The organism is Saccharibacillus sp. WB 17 (genome assembly GCF_008634075.2).
Lineage (GTDB): Bacteria > Bacillota > Bacilli > Paenibacillales > Paenibacillaceae > Saccharibacillus > Saccharibacillus brassicae.
The window spans coordinates 111,734-130,881 of sequence record NZ_VPFK02000045.1 but is presented as its reverse complement, the minus strand read 5'-3'; the positions used below and the strand labels follow the sequence as shown (position 1 = coordinate 130,881).

The 19,148-nt window shown below is 58.6% G+C and carries 17 protein-coding genes; all 17 read left to right on the top strand.

The genetic code is table 11. From position 1 onward, the window contains the following. The first annotated feature begins 198 nt into the window (after positions 1–198). The 17 genes from FTE24_RS20965 to FTE24_RS20885 all read left to right on the top strand — a co-directional run bounded on the left by FTE24_RS20965 (position 199) and on the right by FTE24_RS20885 (position 19,007). Positions 199–1,173, top strand: coding sequence for a bile acid:sodium symporter family protein (locus tag FTE24_RS20965; RefSeq protein ID WP_150231309.1), 975 nt, complete (start codon positions 199–201; stop codon positions 1,171–1,173). Next, positions 1,170–2,972, top strand: coding sequence for a two-component system histidine kinase PnpS (pnpS, locus tag FTE24_RS20960; protein ID WP_150231307.1), 1,803 nt, complete (start codon positions 1,170–1,172; stop codon positions 2,970–2,972). Before FTE24_RS20965 ends, pnpS begins: the two co-directional genes overlap by 4 nt. A gap of 142 nt (positions 2,973–3,114) precedes the next feature. Next, positions 3,115–3,849: a response regulator transcription factor gene (locus FTE24_RS20955; RefSeq protein ID WP_141449119.1), complete on the top strand. Its 735-nt coding sequence runs from the start codon at positions 3,115–3,117 to the stop codon at positions 3,847–3,849. A gap of 252 nt (positions 3,850–4,101) precedes the next feature. Beyond that, the gene (locus FTE24_RS23375; RefSeq protein WP_160441849.1) at positions 4,102–5,568 is read left to right on the top strand and encodes a methyl-accepting chemotaxis protein; all 1,467 of its coding nucleotides are present in this window, start codon (positions 4,102–4,104) and stop codon (positions 5,566–5,568) included. Positions 5,569–5,684: 116 nt separating this feature from the next. After that, entirely contained in the window at positions 5,685–6,440 is a 756-nt protein-coding gene (pstB, locus tag FTE24_RS20945; RefSeq protein WP_150231305.1) for a phosphate ABC transporter ATP-binding protein PstB, read from the top strand. 26 nt (positions 6,441–6,466) lie between these two features. Then, positions 6,467–7,126, top strand: coding sequence for a phosphate signaling complex protein PhoU (gene phoU, locus FTE24_RS20940; RefSeq protein ID WP_141449121.1), 660 nt, complete (start codon positions 6,467–6,469; stop codon positions 7,124–7,126). Between the two features lie 180 nt (positions 7,127–7,306). After that, positions 7,307–8,335 carry a magnesium transporter CorA family protein gene (locus FTE24_RS20935; protein WP_150231303.1) on the top strand — a complete coding sequence of 343 codons (1,029 nt, stop codon included), beginning with the start codon at positions 7,307–7,309 and terminating at the stop codon, positions 8,333–8,335. 158 nt (positions 8,336–8,493) lie between these two features. Next, complete coding sequence (polA, locus tag FTE24_RS20930; protein WP_150231301.1) at positions 8,494–11,187, top strand: DNA polymerase I; 2,694 nt, start codon at positions 8,494–8,496, stop codon at positions 11,185–11,187. Between the two features lie 42 nt (positions 11,188–11,229). Beyond that, positions 11,230–12,078 (top strand): DNA-formamidopyrimidine glycosylase, encoded by an 849-nt coding sequence (gene mutM, locus FTE24_RS20925; RefSeq protein ID WP_141449124.1) that lies wholly within the window; start codon positions 11,230–11,232, stop codon positions 12,076–12,078. Then, positions 12,075–12,671, top strand: a complete 597-nt coding sequence (gene coaE, locus FTE24_RS20920) for a dephospho-CoA kinase (protein WP_141449125.1) — start codon at positions 12,075–12,077, stop codon at positions 12,669–12,671. The genes mutM and coaE overlap by 4 nt, the downstream gene beginning before the upstream one ends. Next, positions 12,668–13,228 carry a lytic transglycosylase domain-containing protein gene (locus FTE24_RS20915; protein ID WP_141449126.1) on the top strand — a complete coding sequence of 187 codons (561 nt, stop codon included), beginning with the start codon at positions 12,668–12,670 and terminating at the stop codon, positions 13,226–13,228. The genes coaE and FTE24_RS20915 overlap by 4 nt, the downstream gene beginning before the upstream one ends. Positions 13,229–13,282: 54 nt before the next feature. Continuing rightward, positions 13,283–13,753, top strand: a complete 471-nt coding sequence (gene nrdR / locus FTE24_RS20910) for a transcriptional regulator NrdR (protein ID WP_150231299.1) — start codon at positions 13,283–13,285, stop codon at positions 13,751–13,753. A gap of 281 nt (positions 13,754–14,034) precedes the next feature. Next, a complete protein-coding gene (locus FTE24_RS20905; protein ID WP_141449128.1) occupies positions 14,035–14,421 on the top strand; it encodes a GntR family transcriptional regulator in 387 nt (128 codons plus the stop codon). Position 14,422: 1 nt separating this feature from the next. Further along, positions 14,423–15,124, top strand: a complete 702-nt coding sequence (locus FTE24_RS20900; RefSeq protein WP_150231297.1) for an ATP-binding cassette domain-containing protein — start codon at positions 14,423–14,425, stop codon at positions 15,122–15,124. Then, positions 15,118–15,888 carry a hypothetical protein gene (locus FTE24_RS20895; RefSeq protein WP_150231296.1) on the top strand — a complete coding sequence of 257 codons (771 nt, stop codon included), beginning with the start codon at positions 15,118–15,120 and terminating at the stop codon, positions 15,886–15,888. The genes FTE24_RS20900 and FTE24_RS20895 overlap by 7 nt, the downstream gene beginning before the upstream one ends. Before the next feature lie 368 nt (positions 15,889–16,256). Continuing rightward, positions 16,257–17,147 carry an RNA polymerase sigma factor RpoD gene (rpoD, locus tag FTE24_RS20890; RefSeq protein ID WP_141449131.1) on the top strand — a complete coding sequence of 297 codons (891 nt, stop codon included), beginning with the start codon at positions 16,257–16,259 and terminating at the stop codon, positions 17,145–17,147. Positions 17,148–17,342: 195 nt separating this feature from the next. Beyond that, on the top strand, positions 17,343–19,007 hold the full coding sequence (locus FTE24_RS20885) for an extracellular solute-binding protein (RefSeq protein WP_150231294.1): 1,665 nt from the start codon (positions 17,343–17,345) through the stop codon (positions 19,005–19,007). Positions 19,008–19,148: the final 141 nt, after the last annotated feature.

Below are 19,148 nucleotides of genomic sequence, written 5' to 3'. Positions count from 1 at the left end.
TTTGATATGCTTCAGGCGGTATAAATAAGCGGAGAACGGATAAGTGGTCAATGGAGGCACCCTTTCTTTTGCGCGGTCGGCGACTTTCGGCCGTTGGACTTTGTGGTAAGATGGGAAGACACGTTATCCATTATAGCAAACCGGAAAGGAAGGAAAGCAAGTGGAAACTGCAGGATTCGAGCGCGAGGGCGTTCTTTTATGAGAAAAAGGGCTCTTGCGTTCAGCAGTTGGGTAGACCGGGGCATGTTCTGGATTACGCCGCTGATGCTCGTCATGGGCCTGATTTTTTCCAAACCTTTTCTTCCGTTCGTTCCCGCCATTCCGTATCTGTTCGCGTATATCACGTTCGTGATGGGCGTCGGCTGCGGCCGGGAACATCTCAAGCACGTGTTCGCGCGGCCGATGCCGATCATTCTGACGCTTGCGCTGAGCCATCTGGTCGCGCCGCTTGCGGCGTTCGCGCTCGGAAGCGCGTTGTTCGGTGCCCACTCGCCGTATACGGTCGGGCTCGTGCTGTTCACGATCATTCCGCTCGGCGTATCGTCGGTGCTCTGGATCGAGCTGTCCGGCGGCAGTCTGGCGCTGGGCCTTGCGATGGTGCTGCTCGATTCGGCGCTCAGCCCGATCGTCGTACCGGGCTTGATCCAGCTCTTTTTCGGGACGGCGCTCTCTTTCGACACGCTCGGCTTGATGCGCGACCTGCTGCTGATGGTCGTCGTGCCGACCGCGCTCGGCGTCGTCATCTACGAACGGTCCGGTGGCACGTTCAAACAAAAGACCGGCCCGATTCTGCTGCCGATCTCCAAAATCTTTTTCATGCTCGTCATTTTGCTGAATGCGGCCGGCATCGCGCCGTACGCGTACGAGCTGCGCGGCGATCTGGTGTCGGTCATTCCGGCGGTGCTGCTGCTCGTGGCGTTCGGCTACGTGCTCGGCTATTACGCGCCGCTGCTGCTGCGTCAGCGGACGCCCGAGCTGTCGATCACGGTCTCGTTCGCAGCCGGCATGCGCAATAACTCGCTCGGCCTCGTGCTTGCGCTCGGCTACTTCTCGCCGCAGGCCGCCGTGCCGGTCGTGCTCGCGATTCTCGTGCAGCAGCCGCTCGCGACGCTGCACCAATTCGTTTTACGCAAATTCAAACCGTACCCGCTGAAGGAGAGCCTGCATTCATGAAACCGTTTCGTTCTCGCCTGACCCTGATTTTGCTGCTGCTTGTCGGCGTTTCGGTTTTGGCCGCCGGCTTGACGATGGCCAAAGTGTTCCGCGATTCCCATATCCACTCGCTGGAAGAATATATGGGGCGCGAGATTTCGCTGCTCGAAGACCTGCTCGCTCTCCCGGCCCTGCCGGAAGGAAGCGCCAGCACGCCCGCGATTTTCGAAGACGAAGCCCGGCGGCTGGCCCAGCTGACCGATTCGCGGGTCACTTTCGTGGACCGGGAAGGACGGGTCATCGGCGATTCGCAGAGCGATCCGTCTTCGATGGACAACCATCTGGACCGCGAAGAGATCCGTACGTCGAGGCCGGACCGGCCGGGGCATGCGGTCCGCTATAGCGACACGCTCGGCCGCGACATGCTGTACGTGGCCGCTCCGATCGTCTCGGACGGCGGCTTCGACGGGTATATCCGGCTGTCCATGAGCCTTGCGATCGTCGAAGAAGGGCTGCAGCGCGGCTGGATCATTATGGGCAGCGCGCTCGTCGTGCTGTTCCTGATCGCGGCGGCGGTCAGCTACCGGCTGGCCAAAGGGCTGACACGCCCGATCGAACATATTATGGATACGGCGAACCGGATCTCGAAGCTCGATTACGACGCGAGGGTCGGTCCGATGCGCCGCGACGAGATCGGCCAGCTCGGCGCTTCGATCGACAACATGGCCGACAGCCTGCAGGCGCAGATGCTGACGATTCGCGACAACGAGAGCCTGCTGCAAAACGTGCTCGACAATATGACCGGCGGCATCATCATGGTCGACGAGCAGGAGAACATCGGCCTCGTCAACCGGCAGGCGCAGCGGATGCTGGGCATCCGGTCGGACCGTGTCGTCGGGCGCCCTTACGTGGAGCTGAAACGGTTCTACGAATTGACGCGCTTTATTGAAGAAGGACTGCAGCGCAAAGTGCGCATGCACGACGAATTGACACTGTTCGTACCGGAAGAACGGCTCATTACGCTCGACGGGGTGCCGATGACGGTGCGGGACAAGTCGTACCACGGCATGCTGTTCCTGTTCCAGGACATCTCCGATATTCGCCGGCTCGAACGGATGCGCAGCGAGTTCGTCGCCAACGTGTCCCACGAGCTCAAGACGCCGGTCGCCGCCGTTCAGGGCTTTGCCGAGACGCTGCTGGCCGGCGGGGTCAAAGACGAAGAAACGGCGCGTTCGTTCCTCAAGATCATCTACGACGAGGGCGACCGGCTTAACCGGCTGATCGGCGACATTCTTGATTTGTCCAAAATCGAATCCCGCCGTATCCAGCTCGATTACGCGCCGGTGCACGTGCTGACGCTGTTCGAATCGGTGAGCAAAGTGCTCGAAGGCGCGGCCGAACACAAGCGGATCGAGATTCGGCTCAACGTGCCCGAGGAGCTGTTCATCGAAGCGGACGAAGACCGGCTGAGGCAAATTTTTATCAACCTGGTCGGCAACGGGGTGAGCTATACGCCGGAAGGCGGCCGGATCGTGATCAAGGTCGAAGAGTTCGCGGACGGGGAATACGAAGACGAACGGGTACGGTTCAGCATCGCGGACAACGGAATCGGCATTCCCAAAAAAGATCTGCCGCGCATTTTCGAACGGTTCTACCGGGTGGACAAAGCGCGTTCGAGAAGTTCGGGCGGAACGGGGCTTGGCCTGTCGATCGTTAAACATCTGGTCGAACTGCACCGCGGCTCGATCTCGGTCGAGAGCGAACTCGGCGTCGGCAGCACTTTTAGCGTCGAACTGCCGGTGCTTCAGGAAAATCCGTAATTTTTTACACAGCGTTAACAATGCCATGATATGCTGATGTAGGTCAAAAAAAGGCGGGGTACAAATCTGTCGATTCATGCCGCAAGGCGACGCAGGCATTGGACACACACGCCGCAGGCAAATGAAATGGGGGATCGAGCCAATGGCTAGGAAATTGCTCGTCATCGAAGACGAGCCTACGCTGTCCCGGTTGATTTCATACAATCTGTCCCAGGACGGTTACGAGGTCGTGCTCGAAGAACACGGCACGGGCGGATACGAACGGGCACGCAAGGAAGCGTTCGATTTGATCCTGCTCGATTTGATGCTGCCCGGCATGAGCGGAATCGAGATTCTGGAGAAGCTGCGCACGTCCGGCGTCAAGACGCCGATCGTCATCTTGACCGCGAAGAACGCGGAAGAAGATATCGTGCTCGGGCTCAAGCTCGGCGCGGACGATTATATTACGAAACCGTTTGGCGTATCCGAGATGCTGGCTCGCGTAGGCGCGGTGATCCGGCGCACGTCGGGCGAAGAGACGGAATACGCGGCTCCGACCGCGTCCGAATCGAAGATCAGCCTCGGAGCGTTAACCATTTATCCGGATAAATACGAAGTGACGCTCGGTCAGCAGTCGATCAATCTGCGGCCCAAAGAATTCGAAGTGCTGCTGTACCTGGCACGCAAGCCGGGCGTTGTCATGACGCGCGACGATCTGATGAACGCCGTATGGGGCTTCGACTACATCGGCGGCCAGCGCACCGTCGACGTCCACGTCAGCTCCCTGCGCAAGAAATTGGAACTCGATCCGGGTTCGGTGCATATCGACTCGATCCGGGGCGTCGGCTACAAGCTCGTCGTGGCCCAAGCCAAAGCGGACTCCAGATCTTCCCTTTAAGGGAAGGTCGGAGTCTTTTTTTATGTCTTTTTACCTAGTATTAACAGAGCGTTGACACGCTGGGAACGGCAGGGGCATACAATGGAAGAAAAAGCGACAGGGGGACAACCTTTCATGCCGGGAGCGGGGACTTTGGAAAGAGAAGAGTTAGTTCAAAAGACTCAGTTGGAAAAGGAAGTCATACAGCAAAAAGCGGAATCGATCGGTCGGGCAGGGGCGCCCGCCGAACAACGGTCCGGATTGAGTGACGATTTGGGGTCAGTTCCGCCTGCGCCTGTGTGGGCCGGAGAAGAGCGCAAGCCGGTAGAGAAAGCGGCGGATCATTCGCCGGAGCAGACGACGGCCGCAGCGGATGCGCCGGTGGAGCAGGCCGCGGTGCGGGAACAGGCGAAGGCTATGCCGGCTGCACCTGCGAAGGCTGCAAAGCCCGCAAAGGGCATGCCGGCGGCAATTGCTGCGCCGCGCCGCGAATCGAGTCCCGCGCTTCCCGCCGCCAAGCCCGCCGCCGAACTTCGGCGCCTGCCCGTTCCCGCGTTCCCGAAATCGGTTTCCGCGATTTCGCCCGCCGCGATTTCGCCCGCGGCCGCATCTGCGCCGGCCCTGCCCACACCCGCCGCGCCTGCGTCCGCCGAGCTCGCGCCCGCAGCCGAGCGCGAGCTCAAGCTGGCCGATTATGCCCGGCCCGCGCCGATCATCGGACCGGAGCTCACCTGCTTCGAAGCGCTGCAGGTGTTCAAGCGCGAACCGGGCGCTCCCTGCGTCGTCGTATGCTCGCCGGACGGACGGCCGACGCTGCTGTTGATGCGCGATGCGTTCTATCGCAAATTGACGGGACGTTTCGCGCCGGAGCTGTTCTACGACCGTCCCGTTGCGGAGGCGGCCGGCATCGAGCCGCTGACGGCGGACTGCGGAACGCCGCCCGCGGAACTGATCGATATCGCCCTGACGCGGGGCGACGAATCGTTCGCCGACTGCGTCGTGCTGACGCGCGAAGAACGCTGCGAAGGCGTGCTGACCGTGCGCGACCTGATTCGCATGTCGCGCGACCTGCAGGAGCGCTCCGCGCGCGAGCGGCAGGAGCAGATTGCCGGCAGCCGCTTCGTGCTGGACGGCGTATCGGGGTCGCTGTCCGAGATCCACGCAGCGGCGGGCGGCGCCCTGAGCGAAGCGGCGCGCATGAACCGCCGCACGGAAGAAGGGCGCCGTGCGCTGTCCGAAGCGGGACAGGCGTTCGCCGAAGCGTCGGAAGCGATCGCCGGTCAGCGGGGAGCGATCGGCGACATGCTGGACTGCGCCCGGGAGATCGCGCAGGCGACCGGCTCGATCCGCGGCATAGCCGGCACGAGCTCGATGCTGGCGCTGAACGCTTCGATCGAAGCGGCGCGGGCCGGGGAAGCCGGCCGGGGCTTCGCGGTCGTCGCCGGCGAAGTCCGGGCGCTGGCGGAATCGACCCGCCGGCTCTCGGACGAGATCGGCAGCCTGCTCGAGCGCATGAACGCGCTCAGTCTGGGCGCGGCGAGCGGCATGGAAGAAGCCGAGACGCGTATTCGCGGCGCGGCGGGCCGGATGGGAGCCGCGGACGACGAATTCCGCGAAGTGTCGGCGTCGGCGCGCGGCTCCGAAGAAGGCGGCCGGTTTACGTTCGGATTGACGGAGAGCGCCCTGCGCGAAGTCGGGGCCGTTCGGCAGACGCTGGAAAGTTCGCTGGAGAGCCGGTAAATCGGGTTTTGAAGCATGTCTCGGTAAATTTTACGCTGCGTTTACATTTCTTCTTAATGCCTTTAACATTCCGGCGATAAACTGGCTTGAGGAGAACCGCGAAGGAGACTCAGAAGATGCAACCCATTATTCGTACCGAAAACCTGGATCTGTATTATGAACAGTTTCATGCGCTCAAGAACGTCAACCTGGATATTCCCGAGAAAGCCGCGACCGCCTTCATCGGCCCGTCGGGCTGCGGCAAGTCGACGCTGCTCCGGACATTGAACCGAATGAACGACCAGATCGCGGGCACGCGAATCGAAGGGCTCGTATCGCTCGCGGGAGACGACATTTACGATAAAAACATGGAAGTGGAATCGCTGCGCAAACGCGTGGGCATGGTGTTCCAGCAGCCGAATCCTTTTCCCAAGTCGATTTACGAGAACGTCGCGTACGGCCCGCGCCTCAAAGGTATCCGCGGCAAGAAGGAACTGGACGAGATCGTCGAAGAAAGCCTCAAGCAGGCGGCGCTGTGGGAAGAAGTGAAAGACCTGCAGAAGCATTCGGCTTTCGGGCTGTCCGGCGGTCAGCAGCAGCGTCTGTGCATCGCGCGCGCCCTTGCCGTCAAGCCCGACGTTCTGCTGATGGACGAATCGACGTCCGCGCTCGATCCGATCTCGACCGCGAAGATCGAAGAGCTGATCCGCGAAATCAAGCATCGCTACACGATCGTTATGGTCACGCATAATATGCACCAGGCAGCACGTGTTTCCGACAAAACGGTCTTTTTCCTTAACGGCGAAGTCGTCGAAGCGGCGGAAACGAAAACTTTATTTTCCACGCCGGAAGATTCACGCACGGAAGATTACATTTCCGGCCGGTTTGGTTAATCAACAATAAAGGAGGTCGTTTCGATATGGTCCGCAGAACAGACTTTGACTCAGGATTGAACCAGCTTCGCGAACTGCTTATCCGTATGGGTAACCGCATGGACGAAGCTTTGAAGGAAGCGGTCGAATCGCTCAAGAACGACGACCTGGCCCAGGCCGAAGGCGTCATCCGCCGCGACGGCGAATTGAACGCGCTGGAAGAAGAGATTTTGGAACTCGGCTCGCAGCTCATCATCACGCAGCAGCCGGTCGCCAAAGACCTTCGCCGCATCATCGTCGCGTTCAAGATTTCCAGCGACCTGGAGCGCATGGGCGACCTGGCCCGCGATATCGCGAAAGTCACGATTCGCCTGGACGGACAGCATACCGTCAAGCCGCTGGTCGATATTCCGCGCATGGCCGAGATTTCTTCGAGCATGATCTCGGAATCGCTGCGCTCTTACATGGACGAAAATACGGATCTGGCTTACAAAATGGCCAAAGACGACGACGAAGTGGACGAACTGTACGGCTCCATGCTGCGCGAGTTGTATACGCTGCTGATCGACAATCCGGAATCGGCTCCGCAGATGATGCTGATCCAGATGGTCGGCCGCTACATCGAACGCATCGCCGACCATGCGACGAACATCGGGGAGAACGTCGTGTTTCTCGTGACCGGACACCGTCCGGACCTCAACTCCTGATTGATCGCCCCCTGCACGAACCGAACGCTTCCTCCGGCATTTGCTGCCGGGAGAAGCGTTTTTTGCTATGAACAAGCCGTGGAGTCCGCCTGATTTTGCCTGCCCGTTTGCTTCCGGGTCCGGGATGGGTAAAAAGGGGAGAGGAACAAACCGCAAGCTGCGGGGAAGGAAGGATTTGCAATGGAAAATACCGGTCTTCCGCTCATACATAAGAGATCGTCCGATACCGAAGACAGCCACGAATGGCGCTGGTACCGTTTCGCCGACCATGCAGAAGCGAAAAGTCATCCGGACTGCGCGCTCGACGAAGACGCGGCCCGTTGGCTGACGGACTCGGTAGCGCGGACGCACAGCCGGACGTTGGCTATGACCCGGCCTCACCGGGGCAACGACAATGTGCTCAACGGAACGCTTACGCTCGATATGACGCCGGACAAACGGCAGAATAACATGCTGCTGCACTATTATGTCAAAAAAGATCGGCTTATTCTGGTCGGCGGAAGCAACGTGGCACTGACGCGGATAGACGAAGACGAACTGGTCGAGGCGATGCTGTCGTGCGTTTCGCCGGTGGATTCGCTGCTGGTCCTGCTGAGCGAAATTTTGGAGTTCTTTTTTCTCCAGTCCGATACGTTCGAACAGAAACTGCACGAACTCGAAGAGCGGATGCGCTACCGCAACGACCGGCGCATCCTGCAGCAGACGGTCAACCTGCGTAACGACCTGACATACTGGAACGCCCAGATCATCCCGATCAAGGAAATTCGCTACGCTTGCGAGGAGACGTTTCGCGGCGAGATGGAGCGATCGGACTGCAAGCATATACTCGATCTGCGCCTGCGCCGGATCGGCATGCTTCAGCGCGAATACGACGACGAACTCGATTCGCTGCTGCGGGTGGACGAGAACGTCACGAATTACCGCTCCAACGATATCATGAAGGCGCTGACCGTTTATACCGTCCTGCTGACGCCGACGACCGCGCTCGGCGCGATCTGGGGCATGAACTTCGAGCATATGCCGGAACTGTCGTGGCCGCTCGGCTACGCGTTTTCGCTTGCGGTCATTCTATCGGCGACGGGAGCGACCTACTGGTGGCTCAAGAAAAGAGGGCTGACGGAAGACATCCTCAGCATGAACATGAAGCCGGGCAGCGGAAGCGAACGGGAACGCACGGGCAAAAAAAAGAAAAAGGAAGCCGAGTCCTGAGCGGCGGCGGGCGGAAGCTTTGGCCGACAGGCGTACGCTTTCTTTTTCCGATAAAAAAGGGGCTTTTTGGCCGGACTTTCGCGCAGGCGGCGTTCGGCTTTTTGTTCGTTTAATGGTATGATAGACAAACGAAGAAGACACCCAAGCGGAGGTTTTACATGACTAAATTAATGATGATCGACGGCAACAATTTGATCTACCGGGCATTCTACGGCATCACCGCCCCGCTCCAGACGGCCGACGGACGGCCGACCAACGCGGTCTACGGATTCATGCTGATGCTGCTGCGCCTGCTGCAGGACGAGAAGCCGACGCATATCCTCGTCACGTTCGACGCGGGCAAGGTAACGTTCCGCCACGAGACGTTCAGCGAGTACAAAGCGGGCCGACAGAAGACGCCGCCCGAGCTGAGCACGCAGTTCCCGCTGCTCAAGGAACTGATCGAAGCGCTCGGCATCAAGCAGTACGAACTGGCCAACTACGAAGCCGACGACATCATGGGGACGCTGGCCCGGCTCGCCGACGAACAAGAATGCGAGACGATCATCGTCAGCGGCGACCAGGACGTGCTGCAGCTGGCGTCGGCGCATGTGCGCATCAACCTGCTCAAGGGCAAAGGGGTCGGCGACGTGCTGCCGCACGGACCGGAGCAGATTATGGAACGGTTCGGACTCACTCCGCTGCAGATCATCGATCTCAAAGGGCTGATGGGCGATTCGTCCGACAATATTCCCGGCGTGCCGGGCGTCGGCGAGAAGACGGCGCTCAAGCTGCTGCACGAGTATGGCAGCGTAGAGAACCTGCTTGAGAACACGGACAAGCTGAAGGGCAAGCTCAAAGAGCGTATCGAAGACAACAAAGACAGCGCCCTGCTGAGCAAAAAGCTGGCTACGATCTTCCGCGAAGTGCCGCTGCCGCTGGAATGGGACGAACTGGCTTACGGCGGCGCGGACCGCGAAGCCGCGGTGCCGGTGCTGCGCCAACTGCAGTTCAACTCGCTGATCGAGAAGATCCCGTATGCGGACGGCGGAGACGGGGCGGAGACGGACGAAGATCCGTTTGCCGAACCCGCTCCCAAGGCGGCCGACCGTCCGCCGCTCGACGTGCGGATCGCGGACGAGGATACGCTCGGCGAGCTGGCGGAATTTCTGCCGCGCGTCAGCGTGATCCATGCGGAGACGCACGGGGACAATCCGCACCACGCGGAGCTTGTCGGGCTGATGCTGCACGGAGCAGAGCGTTACGATTACGTGCCGTTCGAACTGCTCAAATCGCCCAAAGCGGCACCGATTCTGGAATGGCTGGAAGATCCGGAAGCGCCCAAGAACGGCTATGACCTGCATCGGCTCGACCTCGTGCTGCACTGGCACGGGATCGCTTTCGCGGGAGCGGCGTTCGATTCGCAGCTTGCGGCGTATCTGATCGATCCGACGGAGACGGCGACGAACGTCAGCGGCCTGGCCGTCAAGTACGAACTGCCGGCGCTGACCGAAGACGACGAAGTGTACGGGCGCGGCGCCAAGTTTGCCTGGCCGGAAGCGGAGACGCTGGCCGCGCATTCGGCGCGCAAAGCGGAAGCGATCGAAGCGATCATTCCGAAGCAGCGCGAGCTGCTGGAACGCTTCGAGATGAACCGCCTGTTCTTCGAGCTGGAGATGCCGCTGTCGCGCATTCTGGCCGATATGGAGAAGCAGGGCATCGCGGTCAACCCGGAAGATCTGGAGAAGCTCGGCGGCGAATTCGAGGTCGAGATCAAGCGGCTGCAATCGGAGATTTACGCTCATGCCGGCATGGAATTCAATATCAATTCCACGCGCCAGCTCGGCGAGATCCTGTTCGACAAGCTGGGACTGCCGACCAAAAAGAAGACCAAGACGGGTTATTCGACCGATGCCAAAGTGTTGGAAGAATTGGCGCCGCAGCATGAAATCGTGCAGATCATCTTGCAGTACCGTCAACTGGCGAAGCTGCAGTCCACTTATATCGAAGGCCTGCTCAAGGAAATCCGTCCGGAGACGCGCAAGGTGCATACGTATTACCGCCAGGCGCTGACCGCGACCGGCCGGCTGAGCAGCCAGTATCCGAACCTCCAGAACATTCCGATCCGTCTGGAAGAAGGACGCAAGATCCGCAAAGCGTTTGTGCCGTCGGAACCGGGCTGGACGATTCTGGCCGCCGACTATTCGCAGATCGAACTGCGCGTGCTGGCGCATATTTCCGACGACGCGGGCTTGAAGGACGCGTTCCTGCACGACATGGACATCCATACGAAAACGGCGATGGACGTGTTCGGCGTGACCAGGGAAGAAGTCGATTCGAATATGCGCCGTTCGGCCAAAGCGGTCAACTTCGGTATCGTCTACGGGATCAGCGATTACGGATTGTCGCAGAACCTCGGTATTACCCGGGCGGAAGCGGCGAACTTTATCGAGCAGTATTTTGCCGTCTTCAAGGGCGTGCAGCAGTACATGCACGATATCGTCGAAGAAGCCAAAAAAGACGGATTCGTCAAAACGATGCTCGAACGCCGCCGGTATTTGCCGGAGATTCACGCGAAGAACTTCGCGCTGCGTTCGTTCGCCGAACGGACCGCCATGAATACGCCGATCCAGGGCACCGCGGCCGATATTATCAAGCTTGCGATGGTGCAGGTCGACGCCGTGCTGAACGAACGCGGCCTGAAAAGCCGCATGCTGCTTCAGGTACACGATGAATTGGTATTCGAAGTGCCGGAAGACGAACTGGAACTGATGAAGACACTCGTGCCGGAGACGATGGAAGGCGCGCTCAAGCTGTCCGTGCCGCTCAAAGCGGACGTAAGTTTCGGCGCGAACTGGTACGAAGCCAAATAAAAAATAAACGGTATATGCCCTTTAAGGAAAGGTGAGACAAGCATGCCCGAATTACCCGAAGTCGAAACCGTCAAGCGGACGCTCAACGCGCTTGTCGCCGGAAAGGAAATTCGCAGCGTAACCGTATCGCTGCCGCGCATCGTGCGGCGTCCGGAAGATCCGCTGCTGTTCGCGGCGCTGCTGGAAGGCCAGACGATCGGAAGTATCGAACGGAGCGGCAAATTTCTGCGCTTCAATCTCGACGGATGGGTGATCGTGTCCCATCTGCGCATGGAAGGCCGTTACGGCCTGTACGACTCGGCCGATCCGGTCGAGAAGCATACGCATGTCATTTTCCATTTTACCGACGGAACGGAACTGCGCTATCGCGACGTCCGGCAGTTCGGCACGATGGACCTGCTGCCGTCGGGCGAAGAATTCGCGGGCGCGCCGCTGCACAAGCTCGGCCTTGAGCCGCTGGCGCCGGAATTTACGGCCGAAGCGCTCGGGAAGAAGCTGGCCGGCAAGAAGACCCGGCTGAAGACGGTGCTGCTCAATCAGGAAGTCGTCGCCGGGATCGGCAACATCTACGTCGACGAGACGCTGTTTCGCGCCAAGCTGCACCCGGAACGCGCCGCGGGCAGCCTGAAGCCGGACGAGCTTGAACGGCTGCACCGCTGCATCGTCGATATTTTGACCGAAGCGGTCGCGGCCGGCGGATCGTCGGTCAAATCGTACGTCAACGGGCAGGGCGAATCCGGCTCGTTCCAGGATCAGCACCGGATCTACGGCCGCAAAGGCCAGCCCTGCCACGACTGCGGCACGCCGATCGAGCGTATCGTCGTCGGCGGCCGCGGCACGCATTACTGCCCGCAGTGCCAGCCGGCGGGCCAAGGAGGGACCGAGGCATGAGAATCGGATTGACCGGAGGCATCGCGACCGGCAAAAGCACCGTGTCGCGGATGCTGCAGGCCCGGGGCGTGCACGTCGTCGACGCCGACGTCATCGCGCGCGACGTGATGAATCCGGGGCAGCCGCTGCTCGGCGCGGTCGCCAGCCGCTTCGGGGCAGAGTTCCTGCTCCCCGAAGGCGGGCTGGACCGCCGCCGCATGGCGGAGCATATCTTCAACCGCCCGGAAGAGCGCGCCGCCTTGAACGCGATCGTCCATCCGGCGATCCGCGCCGAGATCCGCCGGCAGGTCGACGAGCGCGAAGCCGCCGATCCGAACGCGATCGTGGCGGCCGATATTCCGCTGCTGTACGAATCGGGCCTTGAAGAGCTGTACGAGCGGATCGTTGTCGTGTATGTGCCGCGCGAACTTCAGCTGACGCGCCTGATCCGGCGCGACGGCTTGTCGCCCGAGCAGGCGCAGAGCCGGCTGAACGCCCAGCTCGATATCGAGGACAAAAAGCGCAGGGCCGATTATGTCATCGACAACAGCGGCACGCCCGAAGAGACGGAGCGGCAGGTCGCGAGCCTGCTGGAGAGTCTGGAGTCGCGATGAGAACGCTCAAGAAAAGATTCGTGCTGCCGCTGTTTCTGCTCGTGCTGGCTGCGCTCTTTTTCAACAGCGGATGGATGGCCTGGGTGTATCCGATCGGCTACAAGGAAGAGATCCGCGAACAGTCGAAGTCGTACGATATCGATCCGTTTCTGATCGCTTCGATCATCCGGGTCGAGACGAATTTCAAGCCGAGCAAGGAATCCCGCGTCGGCGCGCTGGGGATCATGCAGCTCATGCCGGATACGGCGGATTGGGCGATCGAGCAGGGCAAGCTGCCGGAAGCGACGCTTGAGCGGATCAAGCACGAACCGGATACGAATATCCGGATTGGCACGTGGTATTTGCGCAATTTGACGGACCAGTTCGGCGACAATCGCCTGGCCGTTATGGCCGCTTACAACGCCGGGCCGGGCAATGTGCGAAAGTGGATGAAGGAAGGCACGTGGGACGGAACGCTCGAAAACGTGCGCGATATTCCGATCGGGGAGACCCGGCACTATGTACAGCGGGTCATTTACTATTATAATCAGTATACGAAGGTGTACGAGACGTTCTGAATCGGAAGCGGCAGAGAGGGTCCCGGCTGCCTGTAGAAAGGAAGTGAAACTCGTTTGAAATGCCCTTATTGCGACTATAGCGGAACGAGAGTGCTGGATTCGAGACCGGCTAACGAAAACAAATCGATCCGCAGGCGGCGCGAATGCGAGAGCTGCGGCCGGAGATTCACGACGTTCGAGATGGTGGAAGAGACGCCGCTGATCGTGATCAAAAAAGACGGCAGCCGCGAGGAATTCAGCCGCGACAAAATTTTGCGCGGGCTGATCCGTGCCTGCGAGAAACGTCCGGTGTCGGTCGAACAGTTGGAGACGATCGTGTCCCGCGTCGAGCGCTCGCTGCGCAACACGGCCGTGGCCGAGATCGAGAGCCGCCATATCGGCGAGCAGGTCATGCAGGAATTGTATCCGGTCGACGAAGTCGCCTACGTGCGCTTCGCTTCCGTGTACCGGCAGTTCAAAGACATCAACATGTTCATGAAAGAACTCAAGACGCTGCTGTCGAGAGACGGCGGAATGGAGCGTTGAACGTTCGACGTTGCAAGAGCATGGATTCGTAGGCTTGACCGCAAAGCGTCCGTTTTCCCGATCGGGAACAACGGACGTTTTTTTGCCTTATTTTAAAAAAAGGATATACAACACAACTGTTACGGTGTACTATTTAAGTATAACACTAGTACATTGGAACGAAGAAAAGGCGTGTATCCGTGTATCCGTGTATCCGTATAGGCGTTATCCGAAGTCCGGCATGAATGAACAGGAGCTGCGCCGTGAAGCGACCGGCCTGCGGAAAGGTGTGAACGTCAAACGTGACGATCGAATTCGATAACCGTCTGCCGATTTATTTGCAGATCATGAATGATATCAAGCGGCAGATCGTGACCGGCAAGCTCGGACCGGGAGAGAAGATGCCTTCGGTGCGCGAGTTGGCGTCCGAGCTGAAGATCAATCCGAACACGATTCAGCGTACGTTCCAGGAGCTTGAGCGCGAAGGCATCGCCGAGAGCCGCCGGGGATTGGGACGATTCGTGACAAGCGAGGATGAGAAAATTATGAGCATCAAAAAAGAAATGGCGTCCGAACTGCTGGAACATTTTATCGGCGGGATGCGGGAGCTTGGGTTCGACCCGGAACATATCGTGCAAATCGTGTCCGAATCGGTAGAAGACGGGCAGAAGGAAACGGGAGGGCGTTAATGTGGAACCATTGCTCAAAGTCGAAGCACTTCACAAAAGATACGGGAACAAGACGGCGCTGCGCGAAGTTTCGCTGCAGATCGAGCCGGGGCGGATTGTCGGTCTGGTCGGCAGCAACGGAAGCGGCAAATCGACGCTGATGCGTATCGTCGCCGGGCTGCTGATGCCCGAGTCCGGCAGCGTGCATATTCGGGGACATCGGCCCGGGACACGCTCCAAATCGCTCGTGTCGTTCATGCCGGATCATCCGTCGTTCGAATCGTGGATGACCGTGGCCGATGCCTTGAAGTTCCAGCAGGATTTCTTCGCCGATTTTGATACGGACAAATCAGAGCGCATGCTGGAGTTTATGCGGCTGTCGCGTTCGGACAAGATCGCGTCGCTGTCCAAAGGCATGCAGGAGCGGCTTCAGCTTACGCTGGCCTTGTCGCGCCGGGCCGCGCTGTACCTGCTCGACGAGCCGATCGGCGGCGTCGACCCGGTCGCCCGCGACCATATTCTCGATGCGCTGATCGAGTTCTACGAAGAAGACAGCAGCGTCATCGTATCCACGCATCTCATTGCCGATATCGAACGCATCTTTGACGAGGTGCTGATGATCCGAGGCGGCAGCCTGATCCTGCAGGGAGACGCCGAACAGATCCGTCTGACTTCCGGTAAAAGTATCGATCAACTTTTTAAGGAGATGTATGCCGAATGTTAAACTTGTTGAAATACGATTTGAAGCGCGATGCTTTCGTTCTGCTCGGCGTGGCGGCCGCCCTGATTCTGGTGCAGCTCTCTATTGAAGTCGGAGGCCGGTCCCTGGCTGAACCGGTCGGTAATCGATTCGGGCTGGTCCTGCTTACGTACCTGCTGGCAGCGATTGTGCTGCTTATGCTGGCCTGCCGAAGTTTTCGGGAAAATATCCGCTTATCCGGTCGTCGACTGCTGCCGCTCGGCAGCCTGAATTACGTCGGCTCCGCTGCGCTGTACACCCTGCTGAACGGAGCGGCGCTGCTGCTGCTCGCCGGTCTGCACACCTTGTATTACCGGCAGACCGGACTGCTGAACGAACTTCAACAGCAGGGGTATATCTCGATCGGCAGCGTTGATGTTCATGCTTCTACGGCGTGGACGGTCTTCCTGGCAGGGCTCAGTATAACGTGGTCGGTGCTCCTGCTGCTGTCCGTCATTTTTCTGGTCATTTCCGTTACGGAAAGTTTGCAGGCCAAATCGAAGAACCTGATCGGCATCCTGATCTTTTTCGCGATTGGCTTGGTTCTGACCGTGATCGAAAGCGCGTTGTTCGGCAGCAGTGCCAGCCATGCGATTCCGCAGCTGAATACCGAGGGTCCGGCCATGCTGTGGATGCAGGCTCGGGGATTGAACGCAGGCTGGGCCGCTTTCTTGTTCGAGCTTGCGGTCATTGCGGCATTCGTAACGCTGACTGCCCGCTTGATCGACCGCAAAGTCAAAATTGCATAAACGGATTTGAACCGTGCAGGCGAAAAAAGAAAACAAACGGCCTATCAAGCGGACAGGTTTCCGAAAAATCGCACAAAAAAGCCCCCTTTCGAATCTTTCCGGTTCGAAAGGGGGCTTTTGGTGTTAATCGTAAAAGACGCAAATAATAATGAAATAAAAAACATCTTTCGCGGTTGATTTCCAGCGGGAAAGATGTTATACTAATAGCTGTCCGTAATTTAGTTGTTATAAACAAATATATTAAAATCATAGCACGTATTGATTTTATTGTCAAATCATATTTGCGTTAAATATTAGAAAAAAAGCCTTTAACCATTTCTGATGGATAAAGGATTAAACTTCATTTTCTGTTGGAAGGGGAAATAGATATGGATCGAAACTTGGAAACCGAATCCGCTCAGATTCCGGAAGAAGCCGTTCTAACCGGCGCGGGAAGCGACGACTCCGTACGGATGTACCTCAAAGAAATCGGGCGTACGCCCCTGCTGTCCGCGAACGAAGAAATTTCTCTGGCGGAACGGATCGTGGAAGGGGACGAAGAAGCCAAGCGCCGGCTGGCCGAAGCCAATCTTCGTCTCGTCGTAAGTATTGCGCGCCGTTACGTCGGCCGCGGCATGATGCTGCTTGACCTGATTCAGGAAGGCAACATGGGCCTGATCAAAGCGGTAGAGAAGTTCGACCACACCAAAGGTTTCAAATTCAGCACGTACGCGACATGGTGGATTCGCCAGGCGATCACCCGCGCATTGGCCGACCAGGCCCGGACGATCCGTATTCCGGTACACATGGTCGAAACGATGAACAAGTTTATGCGCGTCTCGCGTCAGATGCTGCAGGAACTCGGCCGCGAACCTTCGGTCGAAGAACTTGCCAAAGCGATGGAGATGACCGAAGAGAAAATTCGCGACATCATGAAGATCGCGCAGGACCCGGTCTCGATCGAGACGCCGATCGGCGACGAACAGGATTCCAAGCTGGGCGACTTTATCGAAGACAAGGAAGCGATCGCGCCTTCGAAGTTTGCCGAAGCGGGCCTGCTGCGCGAACAGCTCGAAGAAGTGCTCGATACGCTGACCGAGCGTGAAGAGAACGTGCTGCGTCTGCGTTTTGGCCTGGAAGACGGCCGGGCGCGCACGCTCGAAGAAGTGGGCAAAGAGTTCGGCGTAACCCGCGAACGGATTCGCCAGATCGAAGCCAAAGCGCTGCGCAAGCTGAGACATCCGAGCCGGAGCAAGATCCTCAAAGGGTATCTGGAATAGTCGCTGCGGCGGCCAATCGAATCGAAAATTCAAGACCGGAACGTTTCGTTCCGGTCTTTTTGCGCGTTCGGACACGGAAAATAGTGCAGAAGGTTGCGAAAGGTGCAGAAATGTTGGAGATGCGACATAGGCCGGAAGGCGACAACCCATTTACAATAAAAAAAGGAAGCCATTTCAATATCGGGAGGGAAAGACTTGGGAAATCGAAGACGGGGAATCCAAGCCGGGCTGCTGGCGTTATGCGCGGGCTTGATACTGAGCGGATGCGGGGGCGCCGGCGGCGAGCAGACTGCACAGTCGCCTATTTTTGAAAACGCATACAAAGAAAAATACGAGCCGCCGGTAACGATCACGACCGCCTGGGGCATCAATCCAATCGCCAAGTTCAAAAACGGGGAAACGATCGAGAACAACGTGGCGACCCGATGGGCCCGGGAACAATTCGGCATCGAGATCAAATCGCTCTGGTCCGTGACGGATACGAACAACGCGTTCACGACCAAAATGCGGCTGTCGCTGTCTTCCGGGCAGGAGATGCCGGAGATCGTAACCGTCGGCGACGATCTGCTGGCGCAGGACCTGATCGACTCCGGCATGTATCAGGAAGCCGGCCCGCTGTTCGACAAATACGCGTCCGACACGTGGAAAAAGGCGATGGAGCTCGATCCGAACATCTGGAATCCGTATACGCGCGACGGCAAAAGAATGGGGATTCCGATTCTCGATTATGCGTATAACAACGATTATCTGCTGTGGATTCGCCAGGACTGGCTGGACAAGCTGAAGCTGGGCACGCCCAAGACGCTGGACGAACTGGAAACGGTCATGGAAGCGTTCAAGAACGACAATCCCGACGGCTTGGCGCCCGACCGGGTCGTCCCGCTCAGCATCGGCTTCAAGACGACGATGAACACGTGGATGGGCGATCCGTCCTGGGTGTTCGGCGCTTACGGCACGCTGCCGCAGCAGTGGAACGCGGGCGCGGACGGCAAGCTGGAATACGGCTCGGTCAATCCGGCGATGAAGCCGGGCCTGACGAAGCTGGCCGACTGGTTGGCCAAAGGGTATATTCCGCAGGAAGCGGCGCTCTGGGACGAGAACAAAACGGCCGAACCGGCTGTCGCCGGAACCGCCGGCATCATTCCGGGCCCGTACTGGATGAGCGGCTGGCCGCTGCAGGACACGGTGAAAAACGCGCCGAACGCCGTATGGAAACCGATCGGCATTCCGAGCGGACCGGAAGGCCAAGCGATGCGACACGGCACCGAGTTTTCCAACGGCGTCATTTTGATCAAAAAAGACATGGCGCATCCGGAAGCTTTTTTCACCTACCAGAATTACCTGTTCGACCATTACGCCGATCCCGAGCCGGGCAGTCCGTACGATTACGGTCTGTTCGAAGGCTACGATTACCAGCTTGACGCCGAGGGCCAGCCGATTCCGGGCGAAGAGATCGACGGCGGATACGTCAACGTAACGCTGTATCTGCTCGTGCACGACGGCGCGCGTATTCCCGATGCCCAGATGAAAGCGCTGCTGAGTTTGGCCGACGGCAAAGAACCGGTAAGCAAAATCGAAAAAGACGTCGCGCTCAACTACGGGGCGGAAACGCCGGCGGCGGCCAAAGTGCTGCTGAGCCAGGAAGACCGTTCGCACAAAAACCGGTTTACCGGCCCGGCGACCGACACGATGAAATCGAAGCTGGATTATCTGAACAAAATGGAAAATCAGGTGTTCAACGAAATCATTTACGGCAAAAGCCCGGTCGAAGCGTTCGATGCGTTCGTCCAATCCTGGAAGTCGGGCGGCGGCGACACGATCACGCAGGAAGTGAACGAATGGTATGACAGCGTCAAATAAAGACAGGCGGACCAATAGAACGAACGAATCGATAGAACGAACGAATCGAAAGAACGAATGAACGGGGAAAAGACTTCAATATCGCCGTCCGTAAGCGCGCATGCCGCGGCTTGCGGGCGAGCTTGCACCGATCGGGAGGTT

Bases quoted from the DNA above. Each gene is read 5' to 3' on its own strand.
- FTE24_RS20965 (WP_150231309.1), top strand. From the start codon at position 199: ATGAGAAAAAGGGCTCTTGCGTTCAGCAGTTGGGTAGACCGGGGCATG.
- pnpS (WP_150231307.1), top strand. From the start codon at position 1,170: ATGAAACCGTTTCGTTCTCGCCTGACCCTGATTTTGCTGCTGCTTGTC.
- FTE24_RS20955 (WP_141449119.1), top strand. From the start codon at position 3,115: ATGGCTAGGAAATTGCTCGTCATCGAAGACGAGCCTACGCTGTCCCGG.
- pstB (WP_150231305.1), top strand. From the start codon at position 5,685: ATGCAACCCATTATTCGTACCGAAAACCTGGATCTGTATTATGAACAG.
- phoU (WP_141449121.1), top strand. From the start codon at position 6,467: ATGGTCCGCAGAACAGACTTTGACTCAGGATTGAACCAGCTTCGCGAA.
- FTE24_RS20935 (WP_150231303.1), top strand. From the start codon at position 7,307: ATGGAAAATACCGGTCTTCCGCTCATACATAAGAGATCGTCCGATACC.
- polA (WP_150231301.1), top strand. From the start codon at position 8,494: ATGACTAAATTAATGATGATCGACGGCAACAATTTGATCTACCGGGCA.
- mutM (WP_141449124.1), top strand. From the start codon at position 11,230: ATGCCCGAATTACCCGAAGTCGAAACCGTCAAGCGGACGCTCAACGCG.
- coaE (WP_141449125.1), top strand. From the start codon at position 12,075: ATGAGAATCGGATTGACCGGAGGCATCGCGACCGGCAAAAGCACCGTG.
- FTE24_RS20915 (WP_141449126.1), top strand. From the start codon at position 12,668: ATGAGAACGCTCAAGAAAAGATTCGTGCTGCCGCTGTTTCTGCTCGTG.
- FTE24_RS20895 (WP_150231296.1), top strand. From the start codon at position 15,118: ATGTTAAACTTGTTGAAATACGATTTGAAGCGCGATGCTTTCGTTCTG.
- rpoD (WP_141449131.1), top strand. From the start codon at position 16,257: ATGGATCGAAACTTGGAAACCGAATCCGCTCAGATTCCGGAAGAAGCC.